We start from the raw sequence: 24106 nt of genomic DNA on the forward strand, positions 1-24106 counted from the left end.
CTACAGGACTCGGGCGCGGAGAGCAGGCCTTGGGGCGTGGCCGAGGGAGGGCAGACACGTAGGTCTGCCCCTACGGGATCGGTGCGCGAGGCGGGCGACGGAGCGGCGCGGGACACGGGCGCGATGAATCGCGGCTCCTACCAGATCTGTGCGCACTTGGCGGAGTTTCTCCCCCTCACCCGCCCTACGCCCCCGCAGGCGGGGGAGGGGGCCGGGGGGAGGGGGCCCTCCGAGACCCAAGCCCCCTCTCACGATGACAGGAGGGCGCAGCCCTCTCCTGTTATCGGGAGAGGGGGCAGGCGAGTGTAACGAGCCGGGGGTGAGGGCCCCCTACGTCCTGAACTCGCTCACCAGGTCGCGCATCTGCTGGGCGGCGTGGAGGAGCTCGGCGCTGGAGGCGGACATCTCCTGCGTGGCGGCGGACTGCTCCTCGGCGGCGGCGGAGACCTCCTCGGCGCTGGCGGCATGCGACTCGGAGGTCGATGCCACCTCGGCCACGGCGGCCTCCACCCCGTCCATCGCGGAGCGGTTGCGCTCCACCGCCTCCTGCACCTGCCCGGCAGCCAGCCGCACCCCGTCCACCGCGGCGAGGATCTGCTCCAGCGCGCTGTCCGCGCCCTTGGAGACGTGCTCCACGTCGGCCACCTTGGTCTGGCCCTGCGCCATGGTGCCGACGACGCCGGTGATGCGCGAGCGGATGGCGGTGACGTTCTGGGCCACCTCCTGCGCGGCGCGCGCCGAGCCCTCGGCCAGCTTGCGCACCTCCTCGGCCACCACCGCGAACCCGCGGCCGTGCTCGCCGGCGCGGGCGGCCTCGATGGCGGCGTTCAGCGCCAGCAGGTTGGTCTGCCGCGCGATGCCGGTGATCGTCTCCACGAAGCGGTCGATCTGCGCGGAGGTCTGCTCCAGCTCCGTCACCTGGTTGGCGGAGGTCTGCACCACCTCGCGGATCTCCAGCAGGCGCTGGAGGGCGGTGGAAACTTCCTGCCGGCTCCCCGCGGCCACGTGGTAGATCTGCTCACTGAGCGAGCTCACCATCACCGAGGCGTTGGAGATCTCGCCGGCGCCGCGCTTCATCTCGCCCAGCGCCTCCTGCGCCGCCTGTAGGCCGTGCGACTGGCTCTCCGCGCCGCTGGCGATCCCCACCATGGCGGTCGCCACCTCGCCGCTGGAGGCCGCCACCTCCTCGCTGATGCTGGACAGGTCCGACGCGAAGGAGGAGATCCGCTCGGCCGTCGTGACCGTCTGCCCCACGATGTGGCGCAGCTTGCCGGCCATCCCGTCGAACGCGGAAGAGAGGGCGGCGAACTCGCGCTTCATCGCCACCCGGTCCGTGCCCTGCACGCGCAGGTCGCCCGCGCCGAGCTGCTCGGCGGAGCCCATCAGGTGCGCCATGGGGAGGGTGATGCTCCGCACGGCCGTGTACACCGCGCCCAGCGCCAGCACCCCCGCGCCCAGGGAGAGGAGCAGAAGAAGGATCTTGCGCTGTCTCGCGTCCTCGCGCAGGCGCTGCGAGGTGGCGTTCACCTTCTGCGCCTGGCGCTCGCTCACTCGGCGGATGGCGGCCTGCAGCTGCTCGGTGCGCGGGCGCACGGCGCCGATGCGGCGCAGCGCCCCCTCGCGGTCGCCGATGTCGGCCTGGGCGTGGGCCAGCGCGTACTCCACCTCGATGGCCGAGTGGAGCTCGTCGATGGCGGACACCTCCTGCTGCTCGGAGATGCTCAGGTTCTTGAGGTCGCGGTAGCGGCGGCGCTGCTGGTGCGCCTGCCGTCCCTGCTCCGCGAACGCCTGCTCCGCGGCCGGCGAGGGGGCCAGCAGGTAGCGCTCGCCCGTGTTCATCTGCGTCAGGATCAGCGCTTCCAGCGAGGTGCCGATCTCGGAGCTCTGCTGGAGCGACGCCAGCTGCCCCTCCGCGTTGCGGACGATGCGGTCCACCGTGATCCAGCTCAGCGCGGCGCCGCCCAGAATCAGCAGGCAGAGGCTGATGCCGAAGGCCCACAGCTGCTCCTGGATGGTGCGGAAGAGCTCCCTGCGGCCGCGCGGTGCCTGCGCCGGACGCCGCTCGGGCCCGCCCGGAAGGGGGCCGAAGCGCTGGGGCGCGGCGGATGGCGCGTCGGGCTCGGTGGCCAGGGCGGCACCGGACGACGACGTCGAAAAGGGCGCGGTCATGGACGCGGGAGCGAGCAGAGGTGAGCGGGGCGGGTGTTCCGCATTCTATCCGGGAAGATGAACGATTGTCAAACGACGCACGCGCCCCGCGCGGGCGCTGCGGAGCATCGGCTTTGGGCCGGGAGTGTGGCACGCAAACGGCTTGCGGAGCTTCCGGGGAGGATCAACAACTGTACGCCCCCCGCCGTGGATTTGTCAACCGTCGTTGCAGGGGGCGGATACGTGGGCTACGTTCCCGTCATGCTTTGTCTTAGCACCCGCGAAAAGATCGCGCGAAACGCGTCATGAGCGACTCCGCAGCCAACGCACACGCCGAGGAAGAGGCGGACAGCCGGGCGTACGACCCGCACCTCCTGCGGCGCCTCCTCCGCTACCTGAGCCCGTACCGCGGCCGGGTGGCGGCGGCGCTGGTGCTGCTCGTCGTCGAGTCCACCACGCAGCTGGCGGGGCCCTGGCTCACCAAGGTCGCGCTCGACCAGGCGATCCCCGCCCGCGACGTCCGCTTCCTCCTCCTGCTGACGGCGGCGTACGCGCTTTCGCTGCTGGTGGGCTTCCTGTGCGAGTACGGGCAGACGCTGCTCACCACCTGGCTGGGGCAGCGGGTGATGTTCGACCTGCGCACCCAGATCTTCGGGCACCTGCAGCGCCTGTCGCTCCGCTACTTCGACCGCAACCCGGTGGGGCGGCTGATGACGCGGGTGACCAACGACGTGGAGCAGCTCAACGAGGCGTTCTCGTCGGGGATCGTGACGGTGTTCGGCGACATCTTCACCCTGGTCTTCATCCTGGCCGCCATGCTGCGGCTGGACTGGCGGCTGGCGCTCGTCACCTTCACCGTCCTCCCGCTGGTTGCGATCGCGACGTTCGTCTTCCGGGCGCTGATCCGATCGGCGTACCGCGACATCCGGGTGAAGCTGGCGCGGATCAACGCGAACATGCAGGAGAGCGTCACAGGCATGCGCGTGCTGCAGCTCTTTGGGCGCGAGCGGCAGGCGATGGAGCGCTTCGGCGCCATCAACCGCGACCACCTGGACGTGAACCTCCGCTCCATCACCTACTACGCGCTCTTCTTCCCCGTCATCGAGGTACTGACCGCGGCGGCCCTCGCGCTGATCCTGTGGTACGGCGGCGGCGAGACGATCCAGGGCACGATGACGGTGGGGACGGTGGCGGCCTTCCTCCAGTACACGCGCCGCTTCTTCCGCCCCCTGCAGGACCTGTCGGAGAAGTACAACATCCTGCAGGCCGCCATGGCTTCCTCCGAGCGCATCTTCGAGCTGCTGGACACGGAGCCCGAGATCACCGACCCCGCCGATCCCGTGCACCTGCCCGCCCCCGGGCGCGGCGAGATCGAGTTCCGCGACGTCTGGTTCCGCTACGGCATCGGGGAGGGTGGCGAAGGCGAGGACCCGCAGTGGGTGCTGCGCGGCGTATCGTTCCGCGCAGCGCCGGGCGAGCGCGTGGCCATCGTGGGCGCGACGGGCGCGGGAAAGAGCACCATCATCAACCTGCTGATGAGGTTCTACGAGCCGCAGCGGGGGGAGATCCTGTTCGATGGGGTGCCGGTGTCGCGCGTGCCGGTAAAGGAGCTGCGCGAACGCATCTCGCTGGTGCTGCAGGACGTCTTCCTCTTCAGCGAGGACGTGCAGCGCAATATCCGCCTGGGCCGCGACGACATCCCGGACGAGGCCGTGCGCCGCGCCGCCGCCCGCGTGGGTGCGGACCGCTTCGTGGCGCGCCTTCCCGCCGGCTACGCGCAGCCGCTGGGCGAGCGCGGCACCTCGCTCTCGGTGGGCGAGCGGCAGCTGGTGAGCTTCGCCCGCGCCCTGGCTTTCGACCCGCTCGTGCTGGTGCTGGACGAGGCCACCTCGTCGGTCGATTCGGAGCTGGAGGCGCAGATCGACACCGCGCTCGCCACGCTGATGCAGGGCCGCACCTCGCTGGTGATCGCCCACCGCCTTTCGACGATCCAGGGCGCGGACCAGATCCTGGTGCTGCACCACGGCGAGCTGCGCGAGCGCGGCACCCACGCCGAGCTCCTCCAGCGCGGCGGGCTGTACGCGCGGCTGTACGAGCTGCAGTTCGTGCGGTCGGCGGGGGCTGTGGCGGGAGCCGGGGGATGAGGGAGCCGGGGGGTGAGGCCGGAGGGTGAGAACCCGGCGGTTGAAACCGCTGCAACAACCGCGGGAAGCCTGCCTTCGCAGGCTCGGCGCGGGCGGGTCCGGCGCCGTATCGCCGAGGGACGGGCGGGTTCCGGCGCCGCATGCGGGCGCCGCATCGCCGAGGGGCGGCGGGTTCCGGCGCCGCATGCGGGCGCCGAACCGCCGGGGGATGAATCCCCCGGCTGGAACTACGCGAAGGCGGCTGAAGCCGGCTGGAGAAGGCAGCGCATTCCCCCATTTTTGTCATCCTGAGCGACGCGCGGCTCTGTCGTTCGCCGTGCTCCGACCTCTGGCGCGGAGCGAAGGATCTACTGCGCGTGACGAGAGGATGGGGGTGAGACGCGAGGCCGGCCCGGCTCTGGACCGAGCGCGGTGAATGCGGCTCCATCAGGATGACAGACAGGCGTTACACACCTTACAGGAGAGGCACGGATGAGCGCGGTATCGTTTGATCAACTGCCGGATGATGCGCGGGTGTGGGTGTTCGGGGCATCGCGGCCATTGGCGGAGGCGGAGAGCGCGGCGCTGCTGCGGGGGGTGGACGGCTTCATCGAGCATTGGGCGGCGCATGGGGCGCCGGTGAGGGGCGCGCGCGACTGGCGCCACGACCGCTTCCTCCTGATCGGCGCGGACGAACGGGCGACGGGCGTTTCCGGGTGCTCCATCGACTCACTCTTCCACGCCCTCGCCGCCGCGGAAGGCGCAATCGGCGTCACGCTACGCGACTCGACCCTCGTCTTCTACCGAGACGCCGCGGGCGAGGTGCGCTCCGTTGTCCGCCCCGAGTTCCGGCGCATGGCCGCTGCGGGCGAGGTAGGCGAGGACACGATCGTCTTCGACAACACCATCACCACCGCCGGCGACGTGCGCGCGGACCGCTGGGAGACCCGCCTGCGCGATGCCTGGCACGCCCGCGCCTTCCCGATCGGCGCGGCGCGCTGAAGGTGCCTACGCCGGGAGGCTCGGGGCCGCTTCCCTGATCCGGCGCACCCACTCGCCGCTGCCCTCCACCTTGAGCCGCTCGGCGGTGCCGTCGCCGAGCTGAACGAGGAGGTCGGTGGCGAATACGCCTGCATAGCGCCCGACCCGAACGCCCGTGAGCTGGCGGAGGGGAACCGAAAGCTCTTCGCCGCCTCCCAGACGGCACATCACCAGCCTACGGTCGGTGAGGAAAAGCCAGCCGCGGTATCCGAGCTCATACCGGTCCGCCGGCCCATCGTGGAGGATGCGCTCGCCCGCCTCCATCGCGATCTGCCAGTTGCCGCGCAGAAGCTGCCGGTTGGCCGCGCCCAGGGCAACGGGTGTGAGCAGCGTCAAAAGGAGCACGAGCGCGAGCACCCCGCCGATCTGCCAATCAACCGTCCCTCCTGACGCCAACAGCACGGCCCCCGCGTAGACGACGAACAGCGGGATCGTGACCCCGAGGTGTGAGCGCACCGCGCGCAGATAAGGCATGAAGGCATTCTGGTCGAGAGGGAGAGGCCACCGCGCTCCCACACTACCCCTCGCCCCCACGACCGTCAACGAAATCGTCCCAGACGCACGAGACCGCTTCAGCGGTCTTCGCGTGGTTCCAGCCGGGGGATTCATTCATCCCCCGGCGCGCATCCACCGGTGCTAACCCAACAAAAAAGCCCCGGACCGCATCGGTCCGGGGCCTCTTCGCATCGCCATCGTGCTCCCTACCGCACACCCTTTGTAGACATGGGCTCGGGCCCGCGGCGCACCAGCTCTTCCATGCGGCCCACGAAGGTGGCATCGCCGGCGCGGCTCTCGCCAAAGAGCCCGTCGCTGTTGTCCTCGGCGTGGCGCGTGGGCGAGTACAGGTTGAGCCACAGGTCGAACCGCTCGCCCATGCGCAGCACCCCGTAGAAGTACCGTCCGCGCTCGCTCCGGTCCAGGAGGAAGAGGTCGGCGAGCACCGCGACGATCGAAAACCAGAACATGCAGAAGCCCTTGACCCCATCCAGCAACAGCTTGATGTGGAAGAGGATCAGGTCCCGCACGAGGACGAGTGGGCCGACGTGCTTTTGAGGCTGCATGGTCGTAATTCCTGCTTTCGGGTGGAGTAGCGGACGGGGTGCGTACGGGGGAGGGTATCCGGCGGTTTCACCGGGGGCGCTCAGCAGTCGGCCGCGACCGCCGCGACGAGCGGAGTGGCGATGGGGAACGCAACCAGGATCTCGGCGGCGCCGTTCTGCTGCACCGCCAGGAAAGCGGCGGAAGTCGCCGCCGTGCCGAGAAGCCCGCGCAGGAACCGCCCGCGCCGGTCGCAGCGCCCGCCATGCTCCGGAAGCGCGGCACCCAGCGCGGCGCCGAGCGATCCGCCCACCACCGCCCCAACGAGCATCCCATCCAGCCCCGGGTCCTCGCCGCCGGCGTCGCGGTAGGTGAGTTGGTACCCGGTGTAGCCGCCCGCGACCGCCAGCAACCCCATCCCCAGGAAGGCGCTGCCGCCGCGGCTCGCGATCCGGGCGACGGGCGACGGACGCGTGCCGATGGCGCTGTCGGCGAAGACGGCGGGGGCGGCCGTGGCCAGGGCGGCTTCACGCCGCTGGGCGGAGGCGGGGAGCGCCAGCGAGAGCAGCGCCGCGAGCGTGAGGAGGGCTTTCATCGGAGCGGGAGAGAGGGTTACTGCCGCACGTCCACGATCAGGCGGTTCGGAGTCGGCACCACGAGAACGCGGTAAGGGTTGGCAGCTTGCACACCCATCACCACCTCCACCTCGCCCTCGAAGTCGCAGATGATCTCCACCTCGCGCAGCACGGGCGTCGTGGCGACGATCTGGCGGTCGCGGACGGTGGCGTTCCCCCCGTTGTCGTGCGCCTGCGTGGCGCGGAGCCGCACCTTGAGCCACCCCTTGCCCGCGACCGGCACCGCCTCGCCCGATCCGCACGCGTTACCCGGCGAGTCGACGTACTCCACCTGGTACGCGGGCACGGGGCCGGTTCCGAAGTCGAGCACCAGCCGGTCGAACCCTGCGTTCCGCCCCACCCGCATTCCGCGCAGGATGGAGGTACCGGCGCCCGCCTTCCCCCCCTCGCGCTTCGCGTTGGTCCACTCCCCCTGTGCCGGCGGATTCGCGGCCGCGGCGGGGACGCTGTCGGCCGCACGCGCCGGGGCGGCTCCTGCCGTGTCCACGAAGACGGGAAGGCGGTACTCCCCCGTATCCCCGGCGGCGGGCTCGGCGGCGGTGTCGCTGCCGGCGTTCTCCGCGCGGCGCCGCTCCGTTGCGTCCTTGAGCTCGCCGCCGCCGCTCGAGCAGGCGGCAAGCAGAAGCGCGAATCCGCTGAAGCCCCGCGCGGTCGTTCCGAGTCGGCCGATGGTCATCCGCCCTGTCCCGTGGTGGCGTGGATAGATGCGGCGATGCGCTCGCCGCCGGAGTACACGTTGAACCGCGAGCCGCGGACGAAGCCGGCCAGCGTCATCCCCACCGATTCCGCCAGCTCCACCGCCAGGCTGCTGGGGGCCGACACGCCTGCCAGCACCGGCACGCCCGCGCGCGCGGCCTTCTGCGCCAGCTCGAACGAGAGCCGCCCGCTCACCAGCACCACGCCATCCGCCAGCGGCAGCTCGCCCGCGAGCAGCGCCGCGCCCACCAGCTTGTCCAGCGCGTTGTGCCGCCCCACGTCCTCGCGCAGCCGCACCAACGCGCCCTCCGCGGTGAAGAGCGCCGCCGCATGGAGCCCGCCCGTGCGCTCGAACACCGCCTGCGCGCCGCGAAGCACTTCCGGCAGCCCCAGCAGGATCTCGGGCGTGACGGCGAGATCGCTCTCGATGCGGGAACATGCGGGCCCGAGCGCACCCTCGATGCTCGCCTTTCCGCACACGCCGCACGCCGAGGTGACCGCGAAGGCGCGCTCCGCAAGCGACGACGGCTCCCACTCCGCGGAAGGCGAGAGCACCACGTTCACCACGTTGAAGAGCTGCTCGCCTTCCGTGCAGTAGCGGATCGCCGCCACGTCTTCGTGGGCCCGGACGATCCCTTCCGCGAAGAGGAAGCCGGCGGCGAGCTCGAAGTCCGCCCCCGGCGTCCGCATGGTGACCGCGACGCGCGTCGCCACCCCGCCACTGACGATGCGGATCTCCAGCGGCTCCTCGGTGGCGAGCGCATCCGCCCGCGTGCGCCGCACGAGGCCATCCGGGCCGATCGCCACCTGCTCCACCGGACGGCGGACGGTGCTGGCGCGGCGAAGGTTGCGAAGGTGAGGGGGTGATGCCATGGCGGGAACTTCCTTGCGGGGTGTGGGCCCGTCCAAAGGTGCCTTCACCACGCCCGTGCCGCAACCCTGACAGCCTCACACAGAGAACACAGAGGGAACCGCAAGCCGACAGAGAACTTCTTTCTGTCAGGTCTTGCGGTTCCCTCCGTGTCTCTGTGTGACGCGCTGTTCCCTACGGGCGATCGAGGTCGCGCTGGGCCTTGCCAAAGGTGTCCTGCACCTTGCCCTTGAGCTGGTCCAGCTTCCCCTCGCCCTGCAGGCTGGTGTCGCCGGTAAGGCCGCCCAGGGCGTCCTTGACCTTGCCCTTAACGTCGTTCCCCTTCCCCTCGAGCGAGTTGTCGAGGCCGCGCTCGGTAAGGCTGCGTTCGTCCATGGTGACACTCCTGGGCTGAGATTCCCTCGTTCGGCGTGCCTTCCGCCGCTCGGAACACGTTGGGGCAAAAGCCGTTCCGTGAATCTGGAAGCACAGGGTGTCAGGCGGCCCGGTCTGATACGGGACCACCCGCGAGTGCCAATGGAAGGAGCAGCGCCGCCGCCGCAGCGAGGCCCGCGCCCGCGTAGAAGGCCGTCGCGGCGCCGAACACGTCCCACAGCATTCCGAAGAGGAGGCTCGCCGGGAGCGCGACGACGCCGACCGTAAAGTGGTACGCGCCGAACGCGCGCCCCCGCGCCCCTTCCGGCGCCAGCGCGGCGACGAGCGACTTCTCCGGGGCCTCGGTGAGGCCGTAGAAGAGGCCGTACACCAGGAAGAGGGCCCACGCCTGCCACGGCGCCCCCGCCACCGCGAAGCCCGCGTACACCAGCGCGTAGACGGCCCACCCGGCGGTGATCGCTCCGCGCGCGCCGGTGCGGTCGCTCAGCCGTCCGCCCACGACGCTCCAGAACGACTTGCTCACGTGGAGGACGGCCCAGAGGAGCGGGATCAGCGCCGTGGCCACGCCCATCTGCCGCGCGCGCAGGAGGAGGAAAGCGTCCGACGCGTTCCCCAGAGCAAAGAGCGCCAGCACCGCCAGCAGGCGCGGAAAGCGCGGTCCCAGCCCCGAAAGGCGCACCACGGGCGCGGGCTGCGCCGGCTTCGGCGGAGCGACGGGCCGCGGATCGCGCACCTTCCACGCGGCGACCGCGACGGTCAGCAGCCCCGGCACCACCGCCAGCCCAAAGACCAGCCGCAGATCGCCCGGGACGAGGAGGAGGATGCCCGTGGCGAGGAGCGGCCCCGCGACGGCGCCCGCGTGGTCCGCCGCGCGGTGGATGCCGAACGCCTCGCCGCGCCGCGCGTCGGAGACGGACTCGGCGAGGATGGCGTCGCGGGGGGCGGAGCGCAGTCCCTTCCCCACCCTGTCGAAGAGGCGCACCGCGAGCACCTGCCACGCGACCGTCGCCACGGCGATCAGCGGCCGGCCCAGCGCGGCGATCCCGTATCCCCACACCACCAGCGCGTGTCGCCGTCCGAACCGGTCCGCCGCCCAGCCACCGGCGAGCTTCAGCAGGCTCGAAAGGCTCTCCGCCGCTCCCTCCACCGCACCCACGAACGCCGCACCCACCCCCATCGTCCCGGTGAGGAAGAGGGGGAGGAGCGGATAGATCATCTCGCTGGCGGCGTCGTTCAGGAAGCTGACGACGCTCAGCCAGAGGACGTTTCCGCGCAGCAGAGGCGCCGGGGAGGTCGGCGCGGGATCGGCGTTCACGTGGCGGCGGCCGGGAAACGAGGGTTGCGCTGGGGATGGCGGGGAAGGCGCGCGGGCGCTCCCGGGATGCCGGTGCGAAGACGCACAGCGCGCACCGCGGCGGGCGGGGCACCCTTTCTTTTTCGTCCGCCGTTGCCTATCGTGGCAATCCGAGGCCCCCCGCCGGCCCACGTCGCGTCGCCGGCGCGCACCAGGAGAGCCCGCAATGAAGCCAGCCGCACTCGCCCCCATCGCCGCGCTCCTGCTCGCGGCCTGCGTCCCGTCCGTCCGGCGCGACCCGTCTCCCGAGATGGGGCGGCCGGAGGCGGTGTCGCTGTTCGGCAACCGGCTGTACCCCCCGGAGCTGCCGCTGGAGCGCCGTACGCGCCTGGAGGCGGAACTCGCGCAGGCGCGGCAGGCGTACGAGGCGCACCCCACGGACGCCGACGCGCTGATCTGGTACGGCCGCCGCCTGGGCTACCTGGGGCGCTACCGCGACGCGGTCGCCATCTTCAGCGAGGGGATCAAGCGGCACCCCCGCGACGCGCGCATGTACCGCCACCGGGGGCACCGCTACATCACGCTGCGCCGCTTCGAGCGGGCCATCGGCGACCTGCGGCGCGCCGCGTACCTGACCTCCGCACAGCCGGACCAGCCCGAGCCGGACGGGATGCCGAACGCGCAGAACATCCCCCTCTCCACGCTCCAGGGCAACATCTGGTACCACCTGGGGCTCGCGCACTACCTGCGCGGCGAATGGGCGCGCGCCGCCGACGCGTTCCGCCAGGCGCTGGCGAGGGCGCGCAACGACGATTCGGTGGTGGCCGCCAGCGACTGGCTGTACATGTCGCTGCGGCGCGGCGGGCGCACCGCCGAGGCCGCCCGCGTGCTGGAGCGCATCCGCCCCGGCATGCACGTGGTGGAGAACACGGCGTACCACCGCCGCCTCCTCCTGTACCGCGGCGAGCTCCCCGCCGACTCCGTCCTCAACGGCGAGGGCGACGGCACCCAGCTGGCCACGCAGGGCTACGGCGTGGGGAACTGGCACCTGTACAACGGGCGCCGGCGCGAGGCGGAGGCCATCCTGTGGCGCGTGGTGCAGGCGGAGAACTGGGCCCCCTTCGGCTACATCGCGGCAGAGGCGGACCTGCACCGGCTGGAGCGCAGCGGCAGGCGCTGAAGGTGGAACCCTCAAACTTCGGCGGGGTTCTTAAGCGCTGAAGCATCTCACCGCAGCAGCCAACCGAATCTCCGCTGGAGGCACACCGATGTTGTCAGGCTTCGCCGCTCTCGTCTTCCCGCTCGTGGTCGCGTTCTCCCCCACGCCCGTCGTCCCCGCACCCGCGCCCGCGGAGGCGCCGCCGGTGACGTGGCGCATCGACCAGGCGCACTCGGACATCAGCTTCCGCATCCGCCACCTGGTGAGCCGCGTTCGGGGCACCTTCAACGACTGGTCGGGCACCATCGTGGCCGATCCGCGGAACCTGGCGGGCGGCTCGGTGCAGGTGGAGATCAAGACGGCCAGCATCGACACCAACAACGAGCGGCGCGACACGCACCTGCGCTCGGGGGACTTCTTCGACGCGGAGAAGCACCCCACCATCATCTTCCGCAGCACCCGCGTGCAGACGCGCGGCCGCCAGATCACGGTGACGGGCAACCTGACGATGCGCGGCATCACCCGCCCCGTGGTGCTCAGGGGCGAGCTGACCCCGCCCGCGGGCGCCGCCGGCAAGCGCCGCATCGGCTTCGAGGCGTCCACCACCGTGAACCGGCAGGACTTCCAGGTGGCCTGGAACCGCGCGGCCGAGGGCGGCGGCGTGGTGCTGGGCGACGAGGTGGAGATCTCCATCACGGTCGAAGCCGTGGAGCAGGCCGCCGGCTCCTGAGCCGCCACCAGCTAGGGTGAGGGAGGCCGCGCGTGCCGGGGTGTGCACGCGCGGCCTTTTAGTGTCGCGTGGCGGGCTTTGTTCTTGCGTATTCCGGCCCGTCATTCAGCCACGCACACGCACGCGTATGCCGCGAACCATCCTCCTCGCCGAAGACCACGAAGACAACCGGTTCGCGCTGCTCACGGTGCTGCAGCGGGAGGGGTACGCCGCGCTCGGCGCGCGCAACGGCCGCGAGGCGGTGGATCTGGCGTTCGAGCACTCGCCGGACCTGATCGTGATGGACCTGGCGATGCCGGTGATGGACGGGCGCGAGGCGCTGCGCGTGCTCAAGGATGACCCACGCACCCGCCACATCCCGGTGGTGGCGCTCACGGCCATGAGCCTCACGGTGAGCGGCGAGGAGCTGGAGGCGGAGGGGTTCGCGGCGCTGCTGACGAAGCCGTGCATGCCGCCGCATCTCATCGGCGAGGTGCGGCGGCGGATCGGCCCGCCGGAGGCGGAGGACCTGGCGGGGGCGGGAGCTCCCTAGCTGCTGGGCGAGAGCTCGCGCAGGTAGGTGAAGGGGTAGATCCCGGTGCGGTGCCCGTCGCTCCAGTCGAAGCGCAGCGCGTAGTCGCCCACGTACTCCACGGAGCGCGGGTACACCTCCAGCGGCACCGACGCGGGATCGAGGATGGGACGCCCGGACATCTCCTCCACGCAGGCGGCGCAGGGGCAGCAGAGGCGCAGGTAGCGCGGCGGGTAGTCGCTCACCACGCCGTCGCGCCAGCGGATGCGCAGCTCGCTCCCGTCCTCGGTCGGCCCGATCTCGGCGGGCGTGGTCTCGTCGTTCACGTGCGGCTCCTGGTGGGGTCTGGTTCGGCCGGAGCGGGTGCAACTACGGGGCCCCTACCGGGCGATGAGCGGGGCACGGGCGCGATGAATCGCGCCCCCACGATGTGGGCACGGCCGGGGGCGAGTGCGTCCGGCGAACAATCGCAACGCGAGACGGAAAGGAACGTGGAGCTCACCTCCAAGCAGCGCGCCCACCTGCGGGCGCTGGCCCACCACCTGAAGCCGGTGGTGCAGATCGGCAAGGAAGGCGTCACCGACGCGTCCGTGCGCTCGGCGCAGGAAGCGTTCAACACGCGCGAGCTGGTCAAGGTCAAGGTGCAGGAAGCCGCCCCAACTCCCGCCCGCGAAGCCGCCCAGGAGCTCGCCTCCCGCGTGGACCAGGCGACCCTGGTCGCCGCCATCGGCCGCACGGCGATCCTGTACCGGCCGGACCCGGAGAAGCCGGAGATCGAGCTGCCGGCGTAAGGGAGGGGAATGGGGAATGGGGAATGGGGAATGGAAAACAGCCACCTGGCGCGAACCGCACCGGGTGGCTGTCGTTTTTACCCATTCCCCATTCCCCAAAACCCATTCCCCTCAGTTTTTTGCCATTCCCGTCAGTAGATGTACACCGGCGTCCCCACCGCCACGTTCCGGTACATCCACAGGATGTCTTCCTTGTGCATGCGGATGCAGCCGTGGCTGGCGGCGGAGCCGATGGACGCGGGGTTGTCCGTGCCGTGGAAGTAGTAGCCGTCGTACATCTCCAGCTTGGCGACTCCCAGCACGCCCTTGACGGCGCGCTGCGGGCTTCCCCAGGGCGGGATGATGACCTTGCCGCCGCGGATGGGCGTCTGCCCGGGCGCGAAGCCGCTCAGCGCATTGGGCGACGCGTTGCTCATGTCCACGATCCCCAACCCGTTCCTGCGCGCGATCTCCACGTAGTGCCAGTTGGGCGGAACCCAGACCGGGTCCAGCTCCTTGTGGGTGATGGACATCCGCCCGCGCGGCGTGATGAAGCGCTTGGTGCGCCCCTCGATCACTACCGTCTTGCCGCTGCCCACCGCGACCGGCGCCTTGTACAGCGTGTCCTCGCCCTGCAGGTAGAGCATGCGGCGCTCGGCGAGCGAGACGACGATGTACGGCCGGTTGCGCGGTGCCAGCTCTTCTTCCATCGCCGCCAGCTCGCGCTCGCGCTGCTCCTGCGTCTTCACCAGCTCGGCCTCGCGGCGGCGCACGAACTCCAGCGCGCGGGTGTCGTTCAGGTACGCCATCTCGGTGACGCGGCGGGTGAAGCGCTCGTTGACCGCCCACGCCGACGCCGCCGCGAACGCCCCCGCGGAGAGCAGCACCACCAGGATCAGCATCACCGCCTTCCACGGATGGTCGTGCGCGATCCGCCGCACGCGACCCGGGGGCGTATAGTTGCGCCGCTCCGGCACGTCCTCCGGCTTCCTGTCCCTCAAGTCGCTCATCGCTTCGCCCTTTGCATGGTTTCCAGCGTACGATCCATCAGTAAATGAAGACCGGCGTCTCTTCCTTGAGCGCGTCGAAGATGGCGCCCATGTCGCTGGCGCGCACCTGGAACGACGCGGGCTTCACGGTGCCCTTCAGCGGCCCCGCCTGCGGCTCGGTGTGGATCTCCGTGCCGTCGTCCAGCCTGATGACGTACGACCCCAGCCCGCCCGCCACCCTGCGCTCGGCCTCCGGCGGGATCGGCTGCCCCTGCCGCACGTACACCCACTCCGGGATCGTGTAGACGGGGGAGCGCTGGAGCTCCGCCACGCGCCGCTCGCCGACGGGGCGCACCAGCCGCCAAGCGCGTCCGTCCGGCGCCCTGACCTCCGCGTCCGGCCCGATCTGCATTTTGGCGCGTCGCAACGTTGCGCGGCCGTGGCGCAGCTCCAGCACCGAGTCTTCGAGCGAGACGGCCAGGTGCACCTTTTTCTGCTGCAGCGCCCGGATGCGGATGTCGCGCTGCAGGATGGCCATGGCGAGCTGCGTGCGCTTGCCGCGGTGGGCCAGTACCGAGTCGCGGGTGGCGCGCTCCGCCGCCGTCATGCGGGCGTTGAACTGCGCCGCCTCGGCCCGGTAGCGGGGCACGCGCATGGCGATCGCCGCCGCGCCCGCCAGGAAGAGGGCCGCCACCGTGAGCGAGCCCCACAGGAAGAGAGGATGCTCACGCCAGAACGAGGGCCTGCGCGTCGTGGGTTCGCTCATCCGTGCGTCGGAATCGGGTTGGGGTGGATGGTGCTCGAGGGCCGCGGAGTGCAAGACCCGTTCCGGTTAAGCCTTGTCAAACGCGCACTTACGGACGGGCTGGCGCGGAAGCCGCCGCCCGCCCAACTTGCGCCCGTCCCGCGTATTTCCGCAACCCGCCGCCCCTTACACACGAGATGGCGCGTACCTTTTGGATCCTGGGCTCCCTCTTCGCGCTGGTGGCGGTGGGCGCCGGCGCGTTCGGCGCGCACGCGCTCCGCGCCCGCCTCACCCCCGACCTGCTGGCGGTGTGGGAGACGGCGGCGCGCTACCAGATGTACCACGCCCTCGCCCTCCTCGTCGTCGCCCTCGCCGCGTCGCGCTGGCCGGCGGCGGGGTGGAGCGCGCCCGGATGGCTCTTCACCGCCGGCATCGTGGTGTTCTCGGGAAGCCTCTACGTTCTGGCCCTCACCGGCATCCGCTGGCTAGGCGCCATCACGCCGCTGGGCGGGCTCGCCTTCCTGGCCGGCTGGGTGATGCTGGCGCTCGCCGGATCCAGGGCCCTTGGCGACTGAAAAGCCTCACACAGAGCCACAGAGAACGCCTCTCGCAGTTCTTTCTCTGCGCCTCCGCGTCTCCGCGTGAGGCCCGCTGTTGCAGTGTCCACCGCATGTGACGATCTTGTCCCGCACGGGCGACGCACCCACGGCCGCGTACACGCGACGGTTCCCGCAAACGGAAGCGGCGCAATCGGTTGAATTTCCAGCGGGGCCGGTGTATCGTTTGCAGTGCACCGTCGTGGCCCCGCAGTGCGAGTTCCATCGCAGCCCCCCAGGACATCCATGAGGCGAAGCATCGCGACCCTGCTCCTGCCGCTCGCAGCGCTCACCGCGTGCGCCACGGCGGGCAGCGGAGGATCGGTCCCCAGCCCGTACAGCTCCACCAGCACCCGCGCGTCGTCCAGCTCGGAGCCGATGCGCGTGCGCCTGCACGAGAACTTCGGCGAGGGGCTCGTCCTGCAGCTCAACCGTCCGGCGTACACGGCCGTCTTCCAGATCGTACCCGGCCAGGGAGTGGCGCTGGTGTACCCGGACATCGGCCAGCGCGCCATGTACAACGCCGGGCAGACCCGCCTGATGCCGAGCATCGCATCGAACCGCTTCTGGCGCTACGACAACGTGTACCAGGTCAAGTCTTCGTTCGCGTCGAACGTCGCCGATGGACCGCGCCACCTGCTGGTGATCGCCTCTGAGCGGCCGCTGCAGACCTCGCGCTTTCGCGGCGGGATGCTGCGGCGAGTGATGGGGACGTCGAGCTACACCACCATGAACAGCCGCCGTGTGGTGGACGACCTGCTGGCGGTGGTGGTGTCGCCGCAGCCCGACGAGAGCTGGGACGCGGACGTCATCACGGTGTGGCCGAGGGTGAACGACGTGCGCCTTCCCTCGGGCGACCTGTACCGGGTGCATTGCCGCAGCGGGGAGTCCGTGTGGGTGCCGCTGGAGCTGGCGGCGGCCGCGTGCCGCAACCCGGACCGGGTGCTCCCGCCGCAGCGCGACACCGTGAGCGCGCCGCCGAGGTCGGACACCACCGGCGTGCGCAAGCCGGGCGGCCGCCGCCCGGAGCCGGAGACGGGTGTGGACCAGGCGCCGCGCCAGGGCACGCGCCTCAGCCAGCTTCGCGACGAGATGCGGAGCTACCGCAACGCGTCCGGGCCCGATGGCTCCCGGCCGATCCGCATCAGCGACCTGCGCCGCGAGCTGGAGAGCATGCGCTCCGGCGGGTACGGGAGCGTGTCGGCGCGGTGGCGCAACGCGCGCGCGGGTAACTCGCCATCGCCGAGCGACTACACCATCCGCCCGCCGGTGAACACCGCGCGGCCCACGGAGCAGCGCGAGTCGGCGCCCCCGAGCGGATCGAACACCTACACCGCGGGAGAGGCCGCTACGAGCGGCGCGTCGTCGCCGGCCCCAACCCGGCCCGAGACGCAGCCGGCGCCCAGTCCGGTGCCGCCATCCAGCCCGACTCCGTGAAGACGAGCCCCCCGGCGTACACTGGGGGGCTCGTTCGTTCCGGCTCCTATGGATTTGACCGGGGTACAGGCAAACAGCTGGCCTCACGCGGAGACGCGGAGGCGCAGAGAGAGAACGGCACAAGTTCTTCTTACCCTCTGTGTTCTCTCTGTGTGAGGCTTTTCTGTTGTTTTTCTCTGCGTCTCCGCGCCTCCGCGTGAGATTGCAGTTTCGCCGTTCACGAAAGCTTGATGATGCTGCGGGTGATCCAGGACGAGGTGACCGCGTGCCGGCGATGCGCGCGGCTGGTAGAGTGGCGCGAGCGCGTGGGGGCGGAGAAGCGCCGCGCCTTTCGCGAGTGGGAGTACTGGGCCCGCCCGGTTCCCGGCTTCGGCGACCCGGCGGCGCGCCTCCTGGTGCTGGGGCTGGCCCCCGCCGCGCACGGCGCCAATCGAACGGGGCGGATGTTCACCGGCGACCGCAGCGGCGACTTCCTCTACGCGGCCATGCACCGCGCCGGCTTCGCCAACCAACCCACCTCACTGGACCGCGGCGACGGGCTGCGTCTGGCCTGCGCCTGGGTGAGCTCCGCCGTGAAGTGCGCCCCGCCCGACAACAAGCCCGCCCCCGACGAGCGCGACGCCTGCCTCCCCTTTCTCCTGCGCGAGATCCGCGCGCTCGCCGGTCTGCGCGCCATCGTGTGCCTGGGCGGCTTCGGCTGGGACGCGGCGCTGCGGACGCTGCGCGAGCTGGGGCACGTGCTCCCCGCCCCGCTGCCGCACTTCGGCCACGGCGTGGAGGTGCGCCTCGACGGCGGGCTCACGCTGATCGGCTCCTACCACCCCAGCCAGCAGAACACCTTTACCGGGCGCCTGACCCCGGCCATGCTCGACGACGTCTTCGCCGCCGCGCGCCGCATCGTGGGGTGACGGAGCGATTGTGGCGCCGAAGGGATTGAGTCCGGCGCGCGCTTCGTATATCCTCCATGCGCTCGTCCCCCGCCGTACTCCCCCCACAGAGAATCCCCCATGGCACTCCAGGGCACCGTCGTCAGCGCACCCGCGGGCATCAAGGGCTTCGACGCCAACGCCGTCATCTCCGCCTCCGTCGCACGGCAGTTCGTGGAGGCGGGCTACCAGTTCTGCGTGCGCTACGTGGGGCGCACGCAGATGGCCTCGCACGACCTATCCGCCGCCGAGGCGCAGACGCTGCTCGGCGCGGGGCTGGCGCTGATGCCGGTGCAGCACGTGGAAGCCGGTGAGTGGGCCGCCTCCGGTCCCCTCGGCGCGCAGTACGGCGCGGACGCGGCGCAGTTCGTCGCCGCCATCGGCTTTCCGCCGGGCGTCAACGTGTGGCTGGACCTGGAGAGCGTCTCCACCTCCTCTTCCGCCGCGGACGTGGAGGCGTACTGCAACAACTGGTTCGATGCCGTGGCGGGCGCGGGGTACACGCCGGGGATCTACGTGGGGTGGCAGCCGGTGCTCTCCAACGGGCAGCTCTACGCGACGCTCAAGTTCCAGCACTACTGGGGCGCATACAACGTGGACGCCGTCATCCCGCAGCGCGGGTGGGTGATGAAGCAGACGCCCGCCCACACGCAGGTCGCCGGGATCGACCACGACGACAACTTCACCCACGTGGACGGCCTGGGCGGCCAGGTGACCTGGCTCGCGCCCGCCGGCGCCCAGTCCGCCCCCGCGCAGAGCTAGCTCCGCTCCGAAACCCGCCCCGCGCGGGCCTCGTACCCCTGCATGACCCCCTCCGGCCCCGGAGGGGGCACCCCACTCCCGATCCATTCGAGACGTGGAAAACGCATTCCTGATCTGCGCAGTCGTCGGCGCCGCCGTGCTGGTGCTCCAGCTGCTGCTGGGCGCGGTGGGGCTCGGCACGCACGCGCTGGACACCATCGACACGGACACCGACCACGACTTCCTCAGCATCCGCGCCCTGGCGTCGGGGCTGGCCTTCTTTGGGCTGGCGGGGATGTGGGTGCAGGCCACCGGGCGCGGGCTGTGGCCGGCGCTGGGAGTGGCCGCCGTGGTGGGCGGGCTGGCGCTGTGCGCCGTCGCCTGGGCCATGCGCCAGATGATGCGCCTGGAGCGCGACGGCACCGTGCGGATGGAGCACGCCGTGGGCAACCCCGCCACCGTGTACCTGGGGATCCCCGGCGGCAGCTCGCCCGGCAAGGTCCACATCACGCTGGGCGGCCGCACCGTCGAGTGCCAGGCGGTGTCCGACCGGCCCCTCCCCACGGGCACACCCGTAGTCGTCGTGGACGTCCTCGGTCCGGGGACGCTCGAAGTCGCACCCTCACCCCTCCTTGGAGGTTCCATCGATGTCTCCCGCTAGCTCCATCGCCATGCTGCAGCTGAGCCCCAACGCCATCCTGGGGAGCGGCGCGCTCCTGGGAGTGGTGATCGCGTTCGGGTTCGCCCTCTTCCTCGCCAGCCGCTACCGGCGTTGCCCGGCCAACAAGGTACTGGTGATCTCCGGGATGGTGGGCGGGGGGAACTCCGCCAAGTGCATCTCGGGCGGCGGCGCCTTCGTGTGGCCCGTCATCCAGGAGTACGACTACCTGACGCTGGAGCCGATCCAGATCGACATCCCGCTCAAGGACGCGCTCTCCTTCGAGAACATCCGCGTGAGCGTGCCCAGCGTCTTCACCGTGGCCGTGGGCACCGAGGAAGACGTGCGGCAGAACGCAGCCATCCGCCTGCTGAAGCTGGACCAGAACCAGGTGAAGCGGCAGGCGCAGGACATCATCTTCGGCCAGCTGCGCCAGGTGATCGCCTCCATGCGCATCGAGGAGATCAACCGCGACCGCGAGTCGTTCCTGCACAACATCCAGACGTCGCTGGAGCCGGAGCTCAAGAAGGTCGGTCTCGTTCTGCTGAACGTGAACATCACCGACATCAACGACGAGTCGGGGTACATCGAGGCGATCGGGCGCAAGGCGGCGGCCGAGGCGGTGCAGAAGGCGCGCGGCGACGTGGCCGACCAGGAGAAGATGGGCGAGGTGCGCGTGGCCGAGGCCGAGCGCGAAAAGGTGATCCAGGTGGCCAACGCCACCAAGCTGCGCGAGATCGGCACCCGCGAGGCGGCGCGCGAGCAGGCGGTGCGCGTGGCCGAGCTGAACAAGGAGCAGAAGGTCGGCGAGGAGACCGCCGCCCTGGAGCGCGAGGCGCAGATCAAGGAGGCGCAGCGCCAGCAGGCCGTGCGCATCGCGCTGCTGGACAAGGAGCAGAGCGTGGGCGAGCAGACGGCCGCCTTCGAGCGCGACGCCGCCATCAAGGAAGCGGAGCAGAAGAAGCGCATCGCCATCGCCAACGCCAACGCGCTGGCCATCGCGGGAGAGGCGCAGTCGCAGGCGCAGATCGTGGCCACGCAGGCGCAGCTCAAGGTGCGCGAGGCGGAGGCGTACCAGGTGGCCGAGGGGCGCAAGCGCGAGGCGGAGGCCGCCGTGATGGAGGCGCAGAACCGCGCCATGGCCCGGGCCGCCCTCGCCGACGCGGAGCGGGTGGAGGCCGAGCAGCGCGCCACCCTGGAAGCCCCGGCCAAGGCCGAGAAGGCCCGCACCATCGTGGAGGCCGAGGCCGAGGCGGAGAAGCGCAAGCTGGGCGCCCAGGCCGAGGCCGCGGCGATCTACGCCAAGCTGGAGGCCGAGGCGCGCGGCCAGTACGAGATCCTGGCCAAGAAGGCCGACGGCCTGCGCCAGATCGTGGAGGCGTGCGGCGGACCGCAGCAGGCCTACCAGCTCCTGATGCTGGAGCACATGGACACGCTGGCCACCACGGCGGCCACGGCCATCTCCAACATCAAGTTCGACAAGGTGGTGGTGTGGGACGGCGGCACGGGCGGCGCCGCGCCCAACTTCCTGCAGGGGATGACGCGCACCCTGCCGCCGATGATGCAGGTGATCCGCGACATCGGCGGGGTGGAGCTGCCGGGGATGTTCGGAAAGCTGGCCGAAGAGGCCGCCGCGCCGGCTCCCGAAGCGGAGCGGCGCGCCCCCGAAACGCTGGTCGTAGCCGATTGACGGCAGGGCTCACGCTGAGACGCGGAGGCGCGGGGAGAGAAGCTTTTCTCCGCGCCTCCGCGTCTTTGCGTGAGGGATGCAGTTGCCGTATGCCCCGCCTTGGTGCAATCATACCGTACGCGCCCAGCCGCGAAGAGGTATCGAGCACCCCACCCAACCGCACCGGAGCCGCGCCGATGCCCACGCAACCCTGGATCTCGCAGTACGCCCCCGGCACCAGACCCCAGATCACCGACTCGGGCTTTCAGCACATCCCGGAGATGGTGCGGCGCTCCTCGGCGAAGCACGCCGCGGCGCCCGCCTTCTCGCAGTGCATGCCCAACGGGATGACGGGGTCGCTGACCTACGCCGAGGTCGACCGCATGTCCGACGAGTTCGCGGCGTACCTGCGCGGCACCCTCGGCCTGGCCCGCGGAGACCGGGTGGCGGTGCAGATGCCCAACTCGCTCGCGTATCCCATCGCGCTGTTCGGCATCTTCAAGGCGGGGTGCGTAGCCGTCAACACCAATCCGCTCTACACCGCGCCGGAGATGATCCACCAGTTCTCCGACGCGGGCTCGCGCGTGCTGGTGATCAGCGACCTCTTCGCCGACCGCCTCCCCGACGTGCTCCCCGCCACCCCGGTTGAGACGGTGGTGACTGTGCGCATCACGGAGTTCTTTTCGCCCGTGCAGGCGATGCTGATCCGCGCGGTGCTCAAGTTCGTGAAAAAACAGCTCCCAGCCACCACCGTGCCGCACACCGCCTTCCAGGAGGTGCTGAAGCTGGGGCGCGCCGCGGTCGCGGGCGGGGCGAACGTGCCGGGCTACCTGGACGGCGTGGGGCCGGACTCGCTTGCGGCGCTCCAGTACACGGGCGGCACCACGGGCGTGTCCAAGGGCGCCATGCTCAGCCACGGCAACCTGCTGGCGAACACGGCCCAGATGCTGGAGATGAACTCGAGGATCCTGGACGATGGGAAGGAGGTGGTACTCACGGCGCTGCCGCTGTACCACATCTTCGCCTTCACCTGCAACCTCCTGCTCTTCTACCAGATCGGCGGCCACGACATCCTGATCCCGTCGCCGCGCCCGGTGAGCAACCTCAAGGCGGCGTGGCAGAAGTTCCCCATCACGGCCTTTACCGGGGTGAACACGCTCTTCAACGCCCTGGCCGACGAGCCGTGGTTCATCGAGAAGCCCCCCAGGACCCTCAAGTTCGCCGGCGCGGGCGGGATGGCGCTGCACCCCTCTACCGGCCGCAAGTGGCTCAAGGTGACGGGGAACCAGGCCGTGGAAGGGTACGGCCTCACGGAGACCTCGCCGGTCGTCACCTTCAACCCGGTGGGCGTGGCGGTGAAGGAGGGGAGCATCGGCATCCCCCTCCCCTCCACCGAGGTGCGCCTGGTGGACGAGCACGGCGATCCCCTCCCCGAGGGCGAGCCCGGCGAGCTGGCGGTGCGCGGTCCCCAGGTGATGTCCGGCTACTGGCAGCGCCCCGAAGAGACGGCGCGCGTGCTCAAGGACGGCTGGCTGCGCACGGGCGACGTGGCGGAGATGGACCCGGACGGATTCTTCCGCATCGTGGATCGCAAAAAGGACATGATCCTGGTGAGCGGCTTCAACGTCTATCCCAACGAGGTGGAGGAGGTCCTCGCCCGCCACCCCGGCGTCCGCGAGGTGGGCGTCATCGGCGTCCCCGACGAGCGCAGCGGCGAGGCGGTGAAGGCCTTCGTCGTCCCCTCCGACACCGCCCCGACCCCCGAGGACCTGATCGCGCACTGCCGCGAGTCGCTGGCCTCCTACAAGATCCCCAAGCAGATCGAGTTCCGCGCCGAGCTCCCCAAGAGCCCCATCGGCAAGATCCTGCGGAAAGACCTGCGCGTGAAGGCGCCGGCGTAGGGGCCCCCTCCCCCCGGCCCCCGCCCCCGCCTGCGGGGGCGCAGGGCGGGTGAGGGGGAGAACTGCCGCGTGCTACACCAATGCCTCGTAGGGGCGCGATTCATCGCGCCCGTGTCACGCGATGCGCCGCGGCTGGCCTCCAGGTTCGGGGGCCAGCCGCGTCTCTTTTCGGCCAACGCCCACCCACACCATGGGTGCGTCCGACCGCTTCCGGGCTCCCGATTGCCGGCGGCGGCTGTCGGTTGTTAGGATCCGCACCGGCGGTTGAAACCGCAGCAACAACAGCACAAAGTCCGCCTTCGCGGACTCGGGGGTCTGGTGCCCGTTGCACGAGTCGGCTTCAGCCGCCTTCGCGTCGTTCCAGCCGGGGGATTTATCCCCCGGTGCTCCGGCGCCCGCGCGCCCCCGCACACCAATCTGCCCCAGCCGAGCCTGCGAAGGCAGGCTTCCCGCGGTTGTTGCAGCGGTTTCAACCGCCGGTTCAGGGCCGGATCGCACGCCGTTCCCTGCGCCCCCGCAGGCGGGGGAGGGGGCCCTTACCCCAGCGCCGCGGGCGGGCGGTAGATCCATCCCTCCAGCCGCAGCGTTTCCTCGGGGACGCGGGAGGTGCGGAAGGGCTGGTCCAGGTCTTCGCGGCACTGCCAGGCGGCGAGCGCGGCGATGCAGGCGTCGCGGGCGTCCTCCAGGGTGCAGGCGATGACCTCCAGCGACGGGTGCTCGAATGAGAAAAAGGTGCGCAGCCCCGCCGGCCTCGCCCGCACCTCGCCGGGGCGCGAGGGGACGCGCGAGCCCTTGATCCCCAGGTCCTTGACGGCGATCGACGGGTAGACCTCCACCAGCGTCGTCGGCGCATCGGCGGGGGCCTGAGGGACGATGGAGACCTCCGCCTCGTCGCGCAGCTCGTGCAGCCAGCGCAGCCCCTCCACCGTCTGCTTGTAGATGCGGAGGTCGAGCGGGGCCATGGCGCCGTTGGTGTCGGTTGCCCGCGGCGACTTGAAGAGGTCAGGGAAGGCGTCGCGCACCTCGTCCGCGGGGCGGTCCGCGACCCAGGCG

25 protein-coding genes are annotated in these 24106 nt (G+C 70.9%); 13 read left to right on the plus strand and 12 right to left on the minus strand.

All coding sequences use genetic code 11. The features are described 5' to 3' along the window. Positions 1-330 precede the first annotated feature (330 nt). On the minus strand, positions 331-2169 hold the full coding sequence (locus VF647_15595) for a methyl-accepting chemotaxis protein (protein ID HEX8453525.1): 1839 nt from the start codon (positions 2167-2169) through the stop codon (positions 331-333). A gap of 284 nt (positions 2170-2453) precedes the next feature. On the opposite strand from VF647_15595, the gene VF647_15600 reads away from it, so the two are divergent. Further along, the gene (locus VF647_15600) at positions 2454-4292 is read left to right on the plus strand and encodes an ABC transporter ATP-binding protein (GenBank protein ID HEX8453526.1); all 1839 of its coding nucleotides are present in this window, start codon (positions 2454-2456) and stop codon (positions 4290-4292) included. A 471-nt stretch (positions 4293-4763) separates the two neighbouring features. Next, positions 4764-5273: a hypothetical protein gene (locus VF647_15605; protein ID HEX8453527.1), complete on the plus strand. Its 510-nt coding sequence runs from the start codon at positions 4764-4766 to the stop codon at positions 5271-5273. Positions 5274-5279: 6 nt separating this feature from the next. Here the strand turns inward: VF647_15605 and VF647_15610 are convergent, their stop codons facing one another. From VF647_15610 to VF647_15640, 7 genes are all read right to left on the minus strand, one after another. Then, positions 5280-5786 carry a hypothetical protein gene (locus VF647_15610; protein HEX8453528.1) on the minus strand — a complete coding sequence of 169 codons (507 nt, stop codon included), beginning with the start codon at positions 5784-5786 and terminating at the stop codon, positions 5280-5282. Positions 5787-6013: 227 nt separating this feature from the next. After that, complete coding sequence (locus tag VF647_15615) at positions 6014-6373, minus strand: hypothetical protein (GenBank protein ID HEX8453529.1); 360 nt, start codon at positions 6371-6373, stop codon at positions 6014-6016. An 80-nt stretch (positions 6374-6453) separates the two neighbouring features. After that, positions 6454-6945, minus strand: coding sequence for a hypothetical protein (locus tag VF647_15620; GenBank protein ID HEX8453530.1), 492 nt, complete (start codon positions 6943-6945; stop codon positions 6454-6456). Between the two features lie 17 nt (positions 6946-6962). Next, positions 6963-7661: a hypothetical protein gene (locus tag VF647_15625; protein HEX8453531.1), complete on the minus strand. Its 699-nt coding sequence runs from the start codon at positions 7659-7661 to the stop codon at positions 6963-6965. Then, complete coding sequence (gene fdhD / locus VF647_15630; protein HEX8453532.1) at positions 7658-8554, minus strand: formate dehydrogenase accessory sulfurtransferase FdhD; 897 nt, start codon at positions 8552-8554, stop codon at positions 7658-7660. The genes VF647_15625 and fdhD overlap by 4 nt, the downstream gene beginning before the upstream one ends. 172 nt (positions 8555-8726) lie before the next feature. Further along, positions 8727-8927, minus strand: a complete 201-nt coding sequence (locus VF647_15635; GenBank protein ID HEX8453533.1) for a CsbD family protein — start codon at positions 8925-8927, stop codon at positions 8727-8729. A 100-nt stretch (positions 8928-9027) separates the two neighbouring features. After that, entirely contained in the window at positions 9028-10242 is a 1215-nt protein-coding gene (locus VF647_15640) for an MFS transporter (protein ID HEX8453534.1), read from the minus strand. 205 nt (positions 10243-10447) lie between these two features. On the opposite strand from VF647_15640, the gene VF647_15645 reads away from it, so the two are divergent. The 3 genes from VF647_15645 to VF647_15655 all read left to right on the plus strand — a co-directional run bounded on the left by VF647_15645 (position 10448) and on the right by VF647_15655 (position 12642). After that, positions 10448-11401, plus strand: a complete 954-nt coding sequence (locus tag VF647_15645) for a tetratricopeptide repeat protein (GenBank protein HEX8453535.1) — start codon at positions 10448-10450, stop codon at positions 11399-11401. 88 nt (positions 11402-11489) lie between these two features. Further along, positions 11490-12110, plus strand: a complete 621-nt coding sequence (locus tag VF647_15650) for a YceI family protein (GenBank protein HEX8453536.1) — start codon at positions 11490-11492, stop codon at positions 12108-12110. 127 nt (positions 12111-12237) lie between these two features. Then, a complete protein-coding gene (locus tag VF647_15655; GenBank protein HEX8453537.1) occupies positions 12238-12642 on the plus strand; it encodes a response regulator in 405 nt (134 codons plus the stop codon). On the opposite strand, the gene VF647_15660 is transcribed toward VF647_15655, so the two are convergent. Beyond that, a complete protein-coding gene (locus VF647_15660; protein ID HEX8453538.1) occupies positions 12639-12947 on the minus strand; it encodes a DUF971 domain-containing protein in 309 nt (102 codons plus the stop codon). The genes VF647_15655 and VF647_15660 overlap by 4 nt on opposite strands. Before the next feature lie 165 nt (positions 12948-13112). On the opposite strand from VF647_15660, the gene yhbY reads away from it, so the two are divergent. Next, positions 13113-13412, plus strand: a complete 300-nt coding sequence (gene yhbY, locus VF647_15665) for a ribosome assembly RNA-binding protein YhbY (GenBank protein ID HEX8453539.1) — start codon at positions 13113-13115, stop codon at positions 13410-13412. Positions 13413-13543: 131 nt separating this feature from the next. Here the strand turns inward: yhbY and VF647_15670 are convergent, their stop codons facing one another. Both VF647_15670 and VF647_15675 read right to left on the minus strand, forming a co-directional pair. Beyond that, positions 13544-14401 carry a L,D-transpeptidase gene (locus VF647_15670; protein ID HEX8453540.1) on the minus strand — a complete coding sequence of 286 codons (858 nt, stop codon included), beginning with the start codon at positions 14399-14401 and terminating at the stop codon, positions 13544-13546. A gap of 37 nt (positions 14402-14438) precedes the next feature. Next, positions 14439-15146: a hypothetical protein gene (locus VF647_15675; protein ID HEX8453541.1), complete on the minus strand. Its 708-nt coding sequence runs from the start codon at positions 15144-15146 to the stop codon at positions 14439-14441. A 176-nt stretch (positions 15147-15322) separates the two neighbouring features. Between VF647_15675 and VF647_15680 the strand changes: the two genes are divergently transcribed. From VF647_15680 to VF647_15710, 7 genes are all read left to right on the plus strand, one after another. Beyond that, positions 15323-15700: a DUF423 domain-containing protein gene (locus tag VF647_15680; protein HEX8453542.1), complete on the plus strand. Its 378-nt coding sequence runs from the start codon at positions 15323-15325 to the stop codon at positions 15698-15700. 267 nt (positions 15701-15967) lie between these two features. Next, on the plus strand, positions 15968-17158 hold the full coding sequence (locus tag VF647_15685) for a hypothetical protein (protein HEX8453543.1): 1191 nt from the start codon (positions 15968-15970) through the stop codon (positions 17156-17158). Between the two features lie 230 nt (positions 17159-17388). Next, positions 17389-18066, plus strand: coding sequence for a uracil-DNA glycosylase (locus VF647_15690; GenBank protein ID HEX8453544.1), 678 nt, complete (start codon positions 17389-17391; stop codon positions 18064-18066). Positions 18067-18165: 99 nt separating this feature from the next. Beyond that, entirely contained in the window at positions 18166-18846 is a 681-nt protein-coding gene (locus VF647_15695) for a glycoside hydrolase domain-containing protein (GenBank protein ID HEX8453545.1), read from the plus strand. Positions 18847-18940: 94 nt separating this feature from the next. After that, a complete protein-coding gene (locus tag VF647_15700) occupies positions 18941-19486 on the plus strand; it encodes a hypothetical protein (protein ID HEX8453546.1) in 546 nt (181 codons plus the stop codon). Beyond that, complete coding sequence (locus VF647_15705; GenBank protein ID HEX8453547.1) at positions 19473-21173, plus strand: SPFH domain-containing protein; 1701 nt, start codon at positions 19473-19475, stop codon at positions 21171-21173. The genes VF647_15700 and VF647_15705 overlap by 14 nt, the downstream gene beginning before the upstream one ends. 176 nt (positions 21174-21349) lie before the next feature. Continuing rightward, positions 21350-23053, plus strand: coding sequence for an AMP-binding protein (locus tag VF647_15710; protein HEX8453548.1), 1704 nt, complete (start codon positions 21350-21352; stop codon positions 23051-23053). A gap of 536 nt (positions 23054-23589) precedes the next feature. On the opposite strand, the gene VF647_15715 is transcribed toward VF647_15710, so the two are convergent. Then, the coding region (locus VF647_15715; protein HEX8453549.1) for a hypothetical protein at positions 23590-24106 on the minus strand (517 nt) is incomplete at its 5' end.

It is taken from the genome of Longimicrobium sp. (assembly GCA_036387335.1).
Classification (GTDB): Bacteria; Gemmatimonadota; Gemmatimonadetes; order Longimicrobiales; family Longimicrobiaceae; genus Longimicrobium.

What these genes read in the sequence shown, in the direction of transcription:
- VF647_15690 (HEX8453544.1), top strand. Translation starts at nt 17,389, where the DNA reads ATGATGCTGCGGGTGATCCAGGACGAGGTGACCGCGTGCCGGCGATGC.
- VF647_15635 (HEX8453533.1), bottom strand. Translation starts at nt 8,927, where the DNA reads ATGGACGAACGCAGCCTTACCGAGCGCGGCCTCGACAACTCGCTCGAG.
- VF647_15615 (HEX8453529.1), bottom strand. Translation starts at nt 6,373, where the DNA reads ATGCAGCCTCAAAAGCACGTCGGCCCACTCGTCCTCGTGCGGGACCTG.
- VF647_15600 (HEX8453526.1), top strand. Translation starts at nt 2,454, where the DNA reads ATGAGCGACTCCGCAGCCAACGCACACGCCGAGGAAGAGGCGGACAGC.
- VF647_15605 (HEX8453527.1), top strand. Translation starts at nt 4,764, where the DNA reads ATGAGCGCGGTATCGTTTGATCAACTGCCGGATGATGCGCGGGTGTGG.
- VF647_15610 (HEX8453528.1), bottom strand. Translation starts at nt 5,786, where the DNA reads ATGCCTTATCTGCGCGCGGTGCGCTCACACCTCGGGGTCACGATCCCG.
- VF647_15670 (HEX8453540.1), bottom strand. Translation starts at nt 14,401, where the DNA reads ATGAGCGACTTGAGGGACAGGAAGCCGGAGGACGTGCCGGAGCGGCGC.
- VF647_15655 (HEX8453537.1), top strand. Translation starts at nt 12,238, where the DNA reads ATGCCGCGAACCATCCTCCTCGCCGAAGACCACGAAGACAACCGGTTC.
- VF647_15645 (HEX8453535.1), top strand. Translation starts at nt 10,448, where the DNA reads ATGAAGCCAGCCGCACTCGCCCCCATCGCCGCGCTCCTGCTCGCGGCC.
- VF647_15680 (HEX8453542.1), top strand. Translation starts at nt 15,323, where the DNA reads ATGGCGCGTACCTTTTGGATCCTGGGCTCCCTCTTCGCGCTGGTGGCG.
- VF647_15705 (HEX8453547.1), top strand. Translation starts at nt 19,473, where the DNA reads ATGTCTCCCGCTAGCTCCATCGCCATGCTGCAGCTGAGCCCCAACGCC.
- VF647_15650 (HEX8453536.1), top strand. Translation starts at nt 11,490, where the DNA reads ATGTTGTCAGGCTTCGCCGCTCTCGTCTTCCCGCTCGTGGTCGCGTTC.
- VF647_15625 (HEX8453531.1), bottom strand. Translation starts at nt 7,661, where the DNA reads ATGACCATCGGCCGACTCGGAACGACCGCGCGGGGCTTCAGCGGATTC.
- fdhD (HEX8453532.1), bottom strand. Translation starts at nt 8,554, where the DNA reads ATGGCATCACCCCCTCACCTTCGCAACCTTCGCCGCGCCAGCACCGTC.
- VF647_15710 (HEX8453548.1), top strand. Translation starts at nt 21,350, where the DNA reads ATGCCCACGCAACCCTGGATCTCGCAGTACGCCCCCGGCACCAGACCC.
- VF647_15695 (HEX8453545.1), top strand. Translation starts at nt 18,166, where the DNA reads ATGGCACTCCAGGGCACCGTCGTCAGCGCACCCGCGGGCATCAAGGGC.
- VF647_15620 (HEX8453530.1), bottom strand. Translation starts at nt 6,945, where the DNA reads ATGAAAGCCCTCCTCACGCTCGCGGCGCTGCTCTCGCTGGCGCTCCCC.
- VF647_15595 (HEX8453525.1), bottom strand. Translation starts at nt 2,169, where the DNA reads ATGACCGCGCCCTTTTCGACGTCGTCGTCCGGTGCCGCCCTGGCCACC.
- VF647_15675 (HEX8453541.1), bottom strand. Translation starts at nt 15,146, where the DNA reads ATGAGCGAACCCACGACGCGCAGGCCCTCGTTCTGGCGTGAGCATCCT.
- VF647_15685 (HEX8453543.1), top strand. Translation starts at nt 15,968, where the DNA reads ATGAGGCGAAGCATCGCGACCCTGCTCCTGCCGCTCGCAGCGCTCACC.